At 73.0% G+C, this 12,692-nt stretch carries 11 protein-coding genes and 1 tRNA gene; 9 read left to right on the top strand and 3 right to left on the bottom strand.

The genetic code is table 11. The annotated features are described in order from the left end of the window. The 4 genes from AB0F82_RS10345 to AB0F82_RS10330 all read left to right on the top strand — a co-directional run bounded on the left by AB0F82_RS10345 (position 1) and on the right by AB0F82_RS10330 (position 2,571). Positions 1–552, top strand: a complete 552-nt coding sequence (locus tag AB0F82_RS10345) for a MogA/MoaB family molybdenum cofactor biosynthesis protein (RefSeq protein WP_356811882.1) — start codon at positions 1–3, stop codon at positions 550–552. A gap of 17 nt (positions 553–569) precedes the next feature. After that, the gene (locus AB0F82_RS10340; RefSeq protein ID WP_356811869.1) at positions 570–1,178 is read left to right on the top strand and encodes a GNAT family N-acetyltransferase; all 609 of its coding nucleotides are present in this window, start codon (positions 570–572) and stop codon (positions 1,176–1,178) included. Positions 1,179–1,369: 191 nt separating this feature from the next. Beyond that, complete coding sequence (gene sepX / locus AB0F82_RS10335) at positions 1,370–2,419, top strand: divisome protein SepX/GlpR (RefSeq protein ID WP_362625508.1); 1,050 nt, start codon at positions 1,370–1,372, stop codon at positions 2,417–2,419. Between the two features lie 78 nt (positions 2,420–2,497). Further along, positions 2,498–2,571, top strand: a tRNA-Ala gene (locus tag AB0F82_RS10330). Between the two features lie 409 nt (positions 2,572–2,980). Here AB0F82_RS10330 and AB0F82_RS10325 read toward each other — a convergent pair. After that, a complete protein-coding gene (locus AB0F82_RS10325) occupies positions 2,981–3,493 on the bottom strand; it encodes a GNAT family N-acetyltransferase (RefSeq protein ID WP_356811871.1) in 513 nt (170 codons plus the stop codon). A 38-nt stretch (positions 3,494–3,531) separates the two neighbouring features. Between AB0F82_RS10325 and AB0F82_RS10320 the strand changes: the two genes are divergently transcribed. Next, positions 3,532–4,335 (top strand): exodeoxyribonuclease III, encoded by an 804-nt coding sequence (locus AB0F82_RS10320; RefSeq protein ID WP_362625506.1) that lies wholly within the window; start codon positions 3,532–3,534, stop codon positions 4,333–4,335. Here the strand turns inward: AB0F82_RS10320 and AB0F82_RS10315 are convergent. Then, on the bottom strand, positions 4,317–4,991 hold the full coding sequence (locus tag AB0F82_RS10315; protein ID WP_362625661.1) for a MerR family transcriptional regulator: 675 nt from the start codon (positions 4,989–4,991) through the stop codon (positions 4,317–4,319). The genes AB0F82_RS10320 and AB0F82_RS10315 overlap by 19 nt on opposite strands. A 180-nt stretch (positions 4,992–5,171) precedes the next feature. On the opposite strand from AB0F82_RS10315, the gene AB0F82_RS10310 reads away from it, so the two are divergent. From AB0F82_RS10310 to AB0F82_RS10300, 3 genes are read left to right on the top strand one after another with little or no spacing between them, the layout of a single operon-like run. Next, complete coding sequence (locus tag AB0F82_RS10310) at positions 5,172–6,800, top strand: flavin-containing monooxygenase (RefSeq protein ID WP_362625504.1); 1,629 nt, start codon at positions 5,172–5,174, stop codon at positions 6,798–6,800. Then, positions 6,797–7,723 (top strand): alpha/beta fold hydrolase, encoded by a 927-nt coding sequence (locus AB0F82_RS10305; protein ID WP_356811874.1) that lies wholly within the window; start codon positions 6,797–6,799, stop codon positions 7,721–7,723. Before AB0F82_RS10310 ends, AB0F82_RS10305 begins: the two co-directional genes overlap by 4 nt. Beyond that, positions 7,720–8,604 carry an SDR family oxidoreductase gene (locus AB0F82_RS10300; protein ID WP_362625502.1) on the top strand — a complete coding sequence of 295 codons (885 nt, stop codon included), beginning with the start codon at positions 7,720–7,722 and terminating at the stop codon, positions 8,602–8,604. Before AB0F82_RS10305 ends, AB0F82_RS10300 begins: the two co-directional genes overlap by 4 nt. A gap of 73 nt (positions 8,605–8,677) precedes the next feature. On the opposite strand, the gene AB0F82_RS10295 is transcribed toward AB0F82_RS10300, so the two are convergent. Then, complete coding sequence (locus tag AB0F82_RS10295) at positions 8,678–11,947, bottom strand: S41 family peptidase (RefSeq protein WP_362625500.1); 3,270 nt, start codon at positions 11,945–11,947, stop codon at positions 8,678–8,680. Between the two features lie 152 nt (positions 11,948–12,099). On the opposite strand from AB0F82_RS10295, the gene AB0F82_RS10290 reads away from it, so the two are divergent. After that, positions 12,100–12,690 (top strand): TetR/AcrR family transcriptional regulator, encoded by a 591-nt coding sequence (locus tag AB0F82_RS10290; RefSeq protein ID WP_030027812.1) that lies wholly within the window; start codon positions 12,100–12,102, stop codon positions 12,688–12,690. Positions 12,691–12,692 lie beyond the last annotated feature (2 nt).

Here is a 12,692-nt window from a genome sequence, read left to right as displayed (position 1 = left end):
GTGGCGGCGCCGGAGGCCGGCGCGGCCCCGGCCGGGGCCGCGGAGTCCCTCGGGAGGGCTCTCGTCGTCACGGCGTCCAACCGGGCCTCGCAGGGCGTGTACGCCGACAAGGGCGGCCCGCTGCTGGCCGAGGCCCTGGAGAAGCTCGGCTTCACGGTGGACGGCCCGCGGGTCGTCCCGGACGGCGACCCCGTCGAGCGGGCCCTGCGCGAGGGCGTGGCCGCCGCGTACGACGTCATCCTGACCACCGGCGGCACCGGGATCTCGCCGACCGACCGCACCCCGGACGCCACCGCGCGGGTGCTGGACTACGAGATCCCGGGGATCCCGCAGGCGATCCGCGCCGAGGGCCTGGCGAAGGTGCCGACCGCGGCTCTGTCCCGGGGCCTGGCGGGCGTCGCCGGGCGCACCCTCATCGTCAACCTCCCCGGTTCCACGGGCGGGGTGCGCGACGGCCTCGCGGTTCTGTCCCGCATCCTGTCGCACGCGGTGGACCAGATCCGCGGCGGCGACCACCCCAGACCGGCGGGACCCTCCGGGAGTGCGAGCTGAACGGCCCCACCTGGCCCGTGGTCCTGACCGACGGCGATGTCACGCTCCGGCCGATAAAACTGCGCGACCAGAAGGACTGGCGCGAGGTCAACCAGCGCAACCGCGACTGGCTCCGGCCGTGGGAGGCCACGATCCCGCCGCCCGCGCCGTGGGGGCCGGTGATCCAGCGGCCCACGTACCGCCAGATGGTCCGCCACCTGCGGGCGGAGGCGAACGCGGGCCGGATGCTGCCCTTCGTCATCGAGTACCAGGGGCGGCTGGTGGGCCAGCTGACGGTCGCCGGCATCACCTGGGGGTCGATGTGCGCGGCGCACATCGGCTACTGGGTGGACCGCGACGTGGCGGGCCGCGGCGTGATGCCGACGGCGGTCGCGATGGCGGTCGACCACTGCTTCCGCAAGGTCGGCCTGCACCGGATCGAGGTGTGCATCCGCCCCGAGAACGGGCCGAGCCGACGGGTCGTGGAGAAGCTGGGCCTGCGCGAGGAGGGACTGCGTCCGCGCTACCTCCACATCGACGGCGCGTGGCGCGACCACCTCGTGTACGCGATCACCGAGGAGGAGGTGCCGGAAGGGCTGCTGCGCCGCTGGCACCGGTCGCGCCACTCGCAGTCCCCGCCGAAATAGGGATGACGAACCGGCCGTGCCCGGACACAGCGATAAACGAATCTGTGTTCGAATTAATGGCCCGGGGTAACCGATTCGCCCATAACCTGATCCGAAGAATCACAAAAAAAGTCCGTGATATCAGCGAGAACGCGCGACACACCGGCCCAATTGGCCGATCCCCTCGCCCGCGCCCCTCTACGGTGTGAGGTGTGAGCAGCAGCGGCCTCATCTACGCAGTCATTGTCGGGGCCTGGGCCGCCTACTTGGTGCCCATGTGGCTCCGGAGGCAGGACGAGCTGAACGAAGCCCGTCCGACGGAACGCTTCTCCACTGCCATTCGGCTGCTTTCCGGCCGGGCGGGAATGGAGCGCCGTTACGCCAAGGGGCTGCGTGAGCGCGGTGACGAGGAGGCGGAGCCCGAGCCCCACGCGGACCCGGACGCCGAGACGGAAACGGTGAATTCCGTCGACGCCGGCGCCCGGGCCTTCGGCGTGTCCCCGACCAGGGCGGAGCCGCGCTCGGCGGCCGCCGAGCGGGAACACCGGGCGGAGCGGGCCCGGCGGGAACAGCGCCTCCAGGTCCTCGCACGCCGTCGGCGTACGACCGCACTCCTCTTCCTGGTCTTCACCGCCGGCGCCGTCGTCGCGGCGGTGGGCGGGCTGCGCTACCTGTGGGCCCCCGCCGTGCCCGCCCTCCTGCTGAGCGCGTACATCGCGCACCTGCGGGTCCAGGAGCGGCGGCGCTACGAGTTCACCATGGACCGGCGGCGCGCCGAGGCGGCCGCGCGGCAGCTGCGGGAGGCCCGCCCGCGCCGCCGCCACCCCGAGGAGAGCGCGGAGGCGGGCAGCGAACCGGACCCTGCCCCACCGGTCTCCCCGCAGGAGGCCGGACGGCGCGCGCTGGTCGAGCAGACCGACCACGCCGAGTGGGTGGACCAGCAGCGCGAGCGCGAACGCGGCCCCGTCCGCGGTGACAGCTGGGAGCCGGTCCCGGTCCCGCTGCCGACGTACGTGACGGCCCCGGTCGCCCCCCGCGCCACCGGCCCCCTGACCCCGGACGCCTGGAGCGCGACCCGCTCCAGCACGGCCGAGCCGACGGAGCCCCGCCTGCGCGCCCAGCCGGCGGTCCCCGCTCCGGCCACCGGCGAGGACGACGCGCAGGACCGGACCGCCCAGCGCCCCCGCGGCCAGGGCCGCGGCCGCACCCCGCTCTTCGACCAGTACGAGAGCGAGGACCGCCCGCGGGCGGCGAACGAGTGATCGGTGACCTGCGCGGACCCTCGTGCATACGCGTTTTGGAGCACCGGCGCGGGGGTGCTAATGTTTCACACGTCGCAAGGGCCTGTGGCGCAGTCTGGTAGCGCACCTCGTTCGCATCGAGGGGGTCTGGGGTTCAAATCCCCACAGGTCCACAGACGACAGTTCGCGAGTAGCTCTCGTGAACGTCACGAGATCCCGTCCGGTCGAAAGACCGGGCGGGATCTCGGCGTTTCCGGGGGCGGTTGGGACTTCGGGCCGGCCCGGTCCAGGGGGGCGCGCGGTGGCGCACCGGAGCTCGTCGGACGGGCGCGGTACGCCGCAAGCGCCGCTGTCGGGAAGGGCCGCTCCCGGTGCGGGAGTTGGCGCGCGCGGCCGTCGCGGTCCGCGGACCGCGACGGCCGGGTCCGCAGGCACGCCAACTACCCGCACCATGAAGCCGCGCTGGTACGGGCGCTGCGGCTGCCGTCCCCGACACCGGAGGCGCCTGGTCGGCGGAGCCGTGGCTGCGGGAGACGGGTCGGTGGCGCCGTCGCCGGGGGCGCCGCCCAGGGCCCCCGCGCCTCAGACCCCGGCGGGGCTGTGTGCCCGGAGGGGTTTGGCCATGCAGCGGCTGGAGTCGTAGAAGCGGTAGAAGCCGAACTTCGGCGACGGGGTGTAGCCCGCGGAGAGGTAGAGGGCTATCGCCTCCGGCTGCCGGTCGCCCGTTTCGAGGACCATGCGCAGGCGGCCCGCCGCGCGGGCGTCCTCCTCCAGGGTCGCCAGGATGCGGCGGGCCAGGCCCAGGCCGCGGGCCTCCGGGACGACGTACATCCGCTTGAGTTCGGCGTCGCCGTCCGAGTAGCCCTCGTCGTTCTGCTCCTGGCTGCGCCAGCCGCCGGTCGCCACCGGGGCGCCCGTGGTGTCGTACGCCACGATGTACAGGCCCTGCGGCGGGGCGAACATAGCCGGGTCCAGATGGGTGGCGTCGCCCTCGCCCTGGTACCGCACCTGGTATTCGAGCTGGACCTGGTCGTTGAGCTTGACCGCGTCCGGGTGGTCGTACGGCACGGTGCGGAGGTCGATCCCATGAGACATCCGAACATCGTACGGAACCATCCCGCTATGGTGCTGGGATGCTCACTGTGACCTCCGTGAATGTGAATGGGATTCGGGCCGCCGCCAAGAAGGGCTTCGGGGCGTGGCTCGCGGGATCCGACGCCGACGTGGTGTGCCTGCAGGAGGTACGGGCCGAGGAGGGGCAGATCCCGGACGGGGTGCGCTCTCCCGAGGGCTGGCACACCGTCTTCGCTCCGGCCGCCGTGAAGGGGCGCGCCGGGGTCGCGCTGTACACGCGGCGCGCGCCCGAGCAGGTGCGGGTCGGGTTCGGCAGTGCGGAGTTCGACGCCTCCGGGCGGTACCTGGAGGTCGACCTGCCCGGTGTGACCGTGGCCAGCCTCTACCTGCCCTCCGGTGAGGCGGGGACGGAGAGGCAGGACGAGAAGTACCGGTTCATGGGGGAGTTCCTGACCTACCTCGCCGAGCTGAAGGTGCGGGCCGCCGCCGACGGGCGCGAGGTCGTCGTCTGTGGTGACTGGAACATCTGTCACCAGGAGGCCGATCTCAAGAACTGGAAGACCAACCGCAAGAACGCCGGCTTCCTCCCCGAGGAGCGCGAGTGGCTGGGGAAGGTCTACGCGCAGGCCGGCTACGTCGACGTGGTGCGCGAGCTGCACCCCGACACCGAGGGCCCGTACTCCTGGTGGTCCTACCGCGGACGCGCCTTCGACAACGACGCCGGCTGGCGCATCGACCTGCAGGTGGCGACCCCGGGGCTGGCCGCGAAGGCCGTGAAGGCCTTCGTCGAGCGGGCCGAGACGCACCCCGAGCGCTGGTCCGACCACGCGCCCGTGACGGTCGTCTACGAGCTCGGCGTCTGACCCGGCCCGGAAGCCAGCAGGCGGTCCATCGCCATCGTCAGCTCCGCCTCGACCACGCTCTTGGCCAGTGGGCGCAGCCGCGTGAGCGCCTCCGGCGAGATGTGGTCCGAGATCAGCTCGGTGAACAGCAGCGCCATCGCGTCCGCGTGCTCGCGGACGCGGCGCCCCGTCTCCAGGACCGCCGCCAGCGGCACCCCTTCGCGTACCAGCGCCGAGGAGACGTCCAGCAGGCGGCGGCTGACGTGCACGATCGTGTCGCCGTCCACGGCGAGGTAGCCCAGGTCGAGGGAGGCCGCCAGGTTCTCCGGGGTGACCTCGCCCTCGAAGTAGTCGGCCAGTTCCTCCGGGGTGAGCCGCACCGGGGTCTCCTCCGACCGGCCGATGCCGAGCAGCTCGCCCAGCTGGCCGACGTCGCGGCCCTTCTCGAAGGCGGCGGTCAGCTCCGCGATGCCGCCGAGGGTGTGACCGCGTTCCAGCAGGCCGGCGATGGTGCGCAGCCGCGCCAGGTGGTGGTCGTCGTACCAGGCGATGCGGCCCTCTCGGCGGGGCGGCGGGAGCAGTCTGCGCTCGCGGTAGAAGCGCAGGGTGCGCACCGGTATGCCGGCCGCTTCGGCCAGCTCCTCGGTGCGGTACTCGCGCCCCGTCTTCGCTTGCATCTCATCCTTCGCCACGGATGCAGCCTATGAGGTACCGGCGGTAACTTTCCGGGTCCGCCCCCTACCCATGAGTACGGGGCTGCTCTACCCTCCCGATTGTGCCAGTGATTGCTGGCAGTGTTTCGATGTTGTGTGCGGCGTTGCGTGGCTGGGACTGCGATGAGGCGGAAGGCGGCGGACATGGGTGACAAGGGCGGCAGGGGGCGGGCGCGCGAGCACGTGCGCGTGGCGGTGATCGGGTCCGGGTTCAGCGGACTGGGCGCCGCCGTACGGCTGCGGCGCGAGGGGATCACCGACTTCGTCGTGCTGGAACGCGCCGGCTCGGTCGGCGGCACGTGGCGCGACAACAGCTATCCCGGGTGCGCCTGCGACGTGCCGTCGCACCTGTACTCCTTCTCCTTCGCGCCCAACCCCGACTGGCCCCGGTCCTTCTCCGGGCAGCCCCACATCCGGGCGTACCTGGAGCACGTCGCCGACACCTTCGGACTGCGCCCGCACATCCGGCTGGACTCCGAGGTCCGGATGATGCGCTGGGACGAGTCGGAACTGCGCTGGGAGATCGAGACGGCGCAGGGGGAGCTCACCGCCGACGTCGTGGTGTCGGCGACCGGCCCGCTGTCCGAGCCGAAGCTCCCGGAGATCCCGGGTCTGGCGGGCTTCCCCGGCAAGGTCTTCCACTCCGCGCGCTGGGACCACGGCTACGACCTGCGCGGCAAGCGCGTCGCCGTGATCGGTACGGGCGCCTCCGCCATCCAGATCGTGCCCGCCGTCGCCCCCGACGTGGAGCGCCTCACCCTCTTCCAGCGGACCCCGGCGTGGGTGATGCCGCGCACCGACCGGGCCATCACGGCGGTGGAGCGCTGGATGCACCGCCGGCTGCCCTTCACCCAGGCGGCGCGCCGCGGGCTGACCTGGGCGATCCGGGACCTCCAGGTCGGCGCCTTCACCAAGCGGCCGAACCAGCTCGGCTTCGTCGAGGCCCTGGCCAAGGCCAACATGGCCCGGTCGATCAAGGACCCGGCGATGCGCGCCAGGCTGACGCCCTCCTACCGGATCGGCTGCAAGCGGATCCTGCTCTCCAGCACCTTCTATCCGGCGCTGGCCCGGCCCAATGTGGACCTGGTCGCCTCCGGGCTGAAGGAGGTCCGCGGCTCGGTCCTGGTCGCCGCCGACGGAACCGAGGCCGAGGTCGACGCGATCGTCTTCAGCACCGGCTTCCGCGTCACCGACCTGCCGATCGCCGAGCGGGTCGTGGGCGTCGACGGCCGCTCCCTCGCGGACACGTGGAAGGACGGGATGGCCTCGCTGCGCGGTGCGACCGCGGCCGGCTTCCCCAACTGGATGACGATCATCGGCCCGAACACCGGGCTGGGGAACACCTCGATGATCCTGATGATCGAGTCGCAGCTCAACTACATGGCCGACTACCTGCGCCAGCTCACCGTGCTCGGCGGGAACGGCACGGCGGACGGGGCCGGGAGGGTCGCCCTGGCCGCCCGCCCCTCCGCCGTGAAGGCCTGGAACCGCATGGTGCAGGCGCGGATGGAGCGGACCGTGTGGAACACCGGCGGCTGCACCAGCTGGTACCTGGACGAGAACGGGCGCAACACCACCGTCTGGCCCGGCACGACCGGTGAGTTCCGCCGCGAGACCCGGACGGTCGACCTCGCCGAGTACGAGGTCGTACGGGTACGGGGGCGCGAGCGCGACCGGATCACGGCGCCCGCACCGCTGCCGGCCCGCGATCCGGCGCCGCTGCCCGCCGCCGATGCCGCACCGCTCGCCGCGCAGGCGGAGGGCGCCGCGTGAGCCGGCCCGCGCACGTCACCTCCGGTCCCTACGCCCCGCCCGCCGCGCGGCGCGAACTCGTCGCCGTCTCCGCCGACGGGGCCCGCCTGCACGTCGAGGTGCACGGGGACGAGGGGGCGCCGCCCGTGGTGCTGTCCCACGGCTGGACCTGCTCCACCGCGTTCTGGGCCGCGCAGATACGGGCCCTGGCCGCCACCCACCGGGTCGTCGCCTACGACCAGCGCGGACACGGGCGCAGCCCCGCCGCCCGGGAGCACAGCACCACCGCACTCGCCGACGACCTCGTGGCGGTGCTCGGCGCCACCCTCGCCCCGGGGGAGCGCGCGGTCGTCGCCGGGCACTCCATGGGCGGCATGACGATCATGGCGGCCGCGGCCCGGCCGGAGTTCACCGAGCACGCCGCGGCCGCGCTGCTGTGCAGCACCGGCAGTTCCGCCCTGGTCGCGCAGGCGCGGGTGCTGCCGGTCCGCGCCGGGCGTGCCCGGACCCGTGTCACCGGCGCGTTCCTCGGATCGCGCGCCCCGCTCGGACCGGTCACGCCCGTGGCCCGTTCGATCCTGAAGTACGCCACCATGGGCCCCGGTTCCGCGCCCGACAAGGTCGAGGCGTGCGCCCGTATCGTCCATGCGTGCCCCACCGGGGTGCGGCACGCCTGGTCCCGGGTGCTGTCCGGGCTGGACCTCGACGCCGACGTGGCACGGCTGACCGTCCCCACCACCGTGATCGGCGGCACCGCGGACCGGCTCACGCCGATCGTGCACGCCCGAGGACTCGCCGCGGCGCTGCCGAACTGCGTGGGCCTCACCGAGCTCACCGGCATCGGGCACATGACCCCGGTCGAGGCTCCCGAGGCCGTCACCCGTGCCCTGTGCGAGCTGACCGCGCACTATCTCGACACCACCGAGAAGGAGAAGACACCGTGAGTGCTCGCAGGAGTCTGGAAGGCCGGGTCGCCGTCGTCACGGGGGCCGCCCGCGGGGTCGGCGAGCTGCTCGCCCGCAAGCTGTCGGCCCGGGGCGCGCAGATCGCGCTCGTCGGCCTGGAGCCGGAGGCCCTCAAGGAGGTCTCCCAGCGCCTGCACACCGACAGCGAACACTGGTACGCCGACGTCACCGACCACGAGGCGATGGCGCGCGTGGCGCAGGAGGCCAAGGAGCGCTTCGGGAAGGTCGACATCGTCGTCGCCAACGCGGGCGTCGCCGCGGGCGGACCGTTCGCACACTCCGACCCCGACGCCTGGCGCCGGGTGATCGAGGTGAACCTGATCGGCGGGGCCGTCACCGCCCGGGCCTTCCTGCCCGTGCTGACGGAGAGCCGCGGCTACTTCCTCCAGATCGCCTCGCTCGCCGCCATCACCCCGGCGCCGATGATGACCGCCTACTGCGCGTCCAAGTCCGGCGTCGAGGCCTTCGCGCACTGCCTGCGCGCCGAGGTCGCCCACAAGGGCGTGGGCGTCGGCGTCGGCTACCTCTCCTGGACCGACACGGACATGGTGCGCGGCGCCGACCAGGACGAGGTCATGCGGGAGCTGCGCCAGAGGCTGCCGTGGCCGTCGAACCGCACCTACCCGCTGGGGCCTGCCGTCGACCGGATCGTCGCGGGCATCGAGCGGCGCTCCCCGCACGTGTACGCGCAGTGGTGGCTGCGCGGGATGCAGGGGGTGCGCGGCTACCTGCCCGGGATCATCGCGACGGTCGGGCAGCGGGAGATGAAGCGCTTCGAGCCCCGACTGTCCGGTGTCTCCCGGGGGCTCGTCGGGGCGGGCGGCGCCGCGGACGAGCAGGAGCGCACCCGGAGCCGCTGATCGGCCGGCACCGGACGCCCGGAAGGGGCGCGGCCGTCACGGACGGCCGCGCCCCTCGCGTCCGGTCCGCCGCTCACTCCCGCGGCGGCAGCTTCGGACGACGCCGGTCCGGTACGTCCGTGTAGCCGGGCGGCATCGCGGCCGGGTCCTGTTCGAGCAGCTCCAGCGCCAGGTGCACGGCGTCGTCCATCTGGGCGTGCCGCCCCTCCGCCCAGTCGAGCGGGGTGCGCAGGATCTCGAAGTCCGGCTCCACGCCGTGGTTCTCCACCGACCACCCGTACTCGGGGAACCAGGCGGCGTTCATCGGCACCGTGATCACCGTGCCGTCGCCGAGGGTGTGCCGGCCCGTCATGCCGACCACCCCGCCCCAGGTGCGCTGCCCCACCACCGGTCCCAGCCCCAGCAGTTTGAAGGCCGCGGTGATCATGTCCCCGTCGGAGGAGGTCGCCTCGTCGGCCAGCGCCACGATCGGGCCGCGGGGCGCGTTGGAGGCGTAGCTGACGGGCTGGGCGTCGCGCGTCAGGTCCCAGCCGAGGATGGAGCGGGTGAGTTTCTCCACCACCAGCTCGCTGATGTGGCCGCCCGCGTTGCCGCGTACGTCCACGATCAGCGCGGGCCGGGACATCTCCATGCGCAGGTCGCGGTTGAACTGCGCCCAGCCCGAGCCGCCCATGTCGGGGATGTGGAGGTAGCCGCACCGGCCGCCGCTGAGCTCCCGGACCACCTGGCGCCGCTTGGACACCCAGTCCTGGTAGCGCAGCGGCCGTTCGTCGATCAGCGGGACGACGGCGACCCGGCGGGAGCGGCCCGAGCCGTCCGCCGGCTGGAAGGTCAGCTCGACCGTGGTGCCGCCCGCTCCCGCCAGCAGCGGGTAGGGGCCGGCGACCGGGTCCACGGGGCGGCCGTCCACGTGGGTGAGCACCGCGCCCTCCCGGATGCCGGTTCCGGCCAGCGGGGAGCGGGCCTTGGAGTCGGAGGACTCGCCGGGCAGGATCTTGCTGACCACCCATGTCCCGTCGCGGGGGACCAGGTTGGCGCCGAGCAGGCCGATGGCCCGCTGGTAGTGCGGGGGGCCCTCGTTGCGGCGGGCGGGGGAGACGTAGGCGTGCGAGGTGCCGAGCTCGCCGAGGACCTCGCGCAGCAGGTCGGCGAACTCGTCGGGGGAGGCGACCCGTTCGACCAGGGGGCGGTACTGGCGCAGTACGCCGTCCCAGTCGATGCCGCACATGTTCGGCTCCCAGAAGTACGCGCGGATGATCCGCCCGGCCTCCTCGAAGGCCTGGCGCCACTCGGCCGCCGGGTCCACCTCGTGCAGGATGCGCCGCAGGTCCAGGTAGACCGTGGAGTCGCCGTCGCCCGACTCGGTGGCGGGGACCGCGCGCAGGTCCCCGTCGTCGTTGATGACGAGGCGGGTGCCGTCGCCGCTGACCGCGAACCAGTCCAGCCCCGAGGCCAGTTCGCTCTTGCGGGCCTTGGTCAGGTCGAAGTGCTCCAGTGTGGGCTTGCCGCTGATGTCGTTGGGGTTGGCGAAGGTCTCGCCGAGCGCGCCCGAGATCGGCCAGCGCAGCCAGACCAGTCCGCCGCCGCTGACCGGGTACAGGGCCGAGTACTTGGAGGCGCTCACCGGGAAGGGGGTGACCCGGCTCTCCAGCCCTTCCACCTCCACGGTCACGGCGCTGCCTTCGCCCGAGTTCTCCGAGTCGCCCTCGGCCGGGTCCAGTCCGCCCGCAGCCGGCCGCCCCTCGGCCGAGAGGGCGAAGGGCGAGGGGGTCGCTGAGGACAGCGGCACCAGGTACGGGCGGCAGCCCAGCGGGAAGGACAGGTCGCCGGTGTGCACGTCGTAGACCGGGTCGAAACCGCGCCAGGACAGGAAGGCCAGGTAGCGCCCGTCGCGGGTGAAGACCGGATTCTCGTCGGCGAAGCGGCCGTTGGTGACGTCGACGACGGTGCGCGCGCCGGGCCCGGAGATGCGGGCCATCTTGATCTGCCGCAGCGAGCGCCCGATGCCCGGGTGCGACCAGGTCAGCCAGGTCCCGTCGGGGGAGAAGGCCAGGTCGGTGACGGGCCCGTTGATGGACCGGATCAGCTCGGTGACCTCGCCGTCGGACTCCTCCGTCGCGTCGACGAGCAGCAGCCGCCCGTCGTTCGAGGCGATGGCGAGGCGCTCCCCGTCCGGATCCGAGAGCAGCTCGGTCACGCGACCCAGCTCGCCCGACGCCAGCCGGCGCGGCTGCCGTTCGCCGGAGGCCCGGGGCAGGTAGGCGATCTCGATGGCGTCCTCGCCCTCGGCGTCGGTGACGTAGGCGACCTGTCCGCCGCTGCCGAGCATCTCCGGCAGCCGCACCCGCACGCCCGGGGTGTCGGCGATGGTCCGGGCCGGCCCGTCGCGGTGGGTCAGCCAGTACAGGCTGCCGCGCACCACCACCGCGCTGGCCCGCCCGGTGGCGTCCACGGAGAGCGAGTCGACGTGGCTGGCGGCCGGCACCTGGTAGCTGCGCCGGCCGGCGCGCGGACCGCCGAGGCGGACCTGGAGCTTGCGCGGGGTGGCGTCGGGGGCCAGGGAGTCGACGAGCCAGAGGTCCCCGGCGCACTGGTAGACGACCCGGGAGCCGTCGCTGGAGGCGTGCCGGGCGTAGAACTCGTCGTGGTCGGTGTGGCGGCGCAGGTCGGTGCCGTCGGGCCGGCAGGAGTAGAGGTTGCCGATGCCCTCGTGGTCCGAGAGGAAGGCGATCCGGCCGCCCACGAACATCGCGGCGTCCAGGTGCCCTTCGAGGTGCTCCAGGAGCTGGCGCCCGTGGAGCCAGAGGCGGCCCATGGCGCCGCCCCGGTAGCGCTTCCAGGCCGCGGGCTCGTGCGGTGGCTTGCCGGTGAGCAGCAGACTGCGGTGCTCGCCGTCGATGTCGGCGACCTGGATGTCGGACACCGGCCCCCAGGGCAGGCGCCCGCCGGGGCTGCCGTCGGTGGGCAGTTTGTAGGCCCAGGAGAAGTACGAGAACGGCTGTTCGTGCGACGAGACCGCGAGGATGTTGCCGTCGGGGTCCCAGCCGCAGACGCGGGTGTCGGTGGCGCCCCAGTGGGTCAGCCGGCGGGCGGGGCCGCCGTCGACGGGCGCCAGGTGGATCTCGGGATCGAGGCTGCGCCAGGTGGTGAAGGCGATGTGGCGGCCGTCGGGGGAGAAGCGGGGGTGGCCGACCCGGGTCCGGTCGACGGTGACCCGCCAGGCACGTCCGGGGGTCTGGCCGTCGGGGACCAGCGGGGCGACCCAGAGGTCGTCCTCGGTGGCGAAACACAGGAGGTCGTCGTGCAGGTGCGGGAACCGGAGGTACGCGACGTCGTGACTCACCCCCCAATGCTTTCCGCGTGGAGGGCCCGCGGCAACTCGTACTGGTGATCCACGCCACCCCTTTCAGCGAAACGGAACGGTTTCGTTTCGCTTGCGAGGGGGGTATCGTCTTGAACGTACGGAACAGTTTCGTTCGGATGGAGGGCACGGAGATGACCGAGGCGATGGCGGCCCGGCGCAGCCGGATCACCCCCGAACGGCAGGCCGAACTGCACGAGGCGGTCCTCGACCTCCTGCGTGACGTCGGCTACGAGGCGCTGACCATGGATGCGGTCGCCGCCCGTACGAAGTCCAGCAAGGCCACCCTCTACCGCCAGTGGGGGAGCAAGCCGGAGCTGGTCGCCAAGGCCCTGCGGTGCACGCAGCCCGTCTCGCTGCGCGAGATCGACACGGGCAGCCTGCGCGGGGACTTCGCGCTCATGGTGGAGCACTCGGACGACGCGCAGATGGCCAAGGACACCGCGCTGATGCGGGGTCTGGCCCATGCCGTCCACGAGAGCCCGGAGCTCCACAAGGCGCTGCGGGACCTGTTGGTCGACCCGGAGATCACCGGGCTGCAGGTGATGCTGCAGCGCGCGGTGGACCGGGGCGAGATCGCCCCGGGGTGCCCGGCCCTGGGCTTCGTACCGCACATGCTCATCGGGGCGTTCATCGCGCTCCCGCTGATCGAGGACCGGCCGGTGGACCGGGCGTTCCTCGGTGACTTCATCGACGCCGTGGTCTTCCCCGCCCTCGGCGTCTGAAC

It is taken from the genome of Streptomyces virginiae (genome assembly GCF_040638905.1).
Classification (GTDB): domain Bacteria; phylum Actinomycetota; class Actinomycetes; order Streptomycetales; family Streptomycetaceae; genus Streptomyces; species Streptomyces virginiae_B.
Note: the sequence above shows the minus strand (reverse complement) of the source record. Positions and strands in the feature narration are given on the sequence as shown.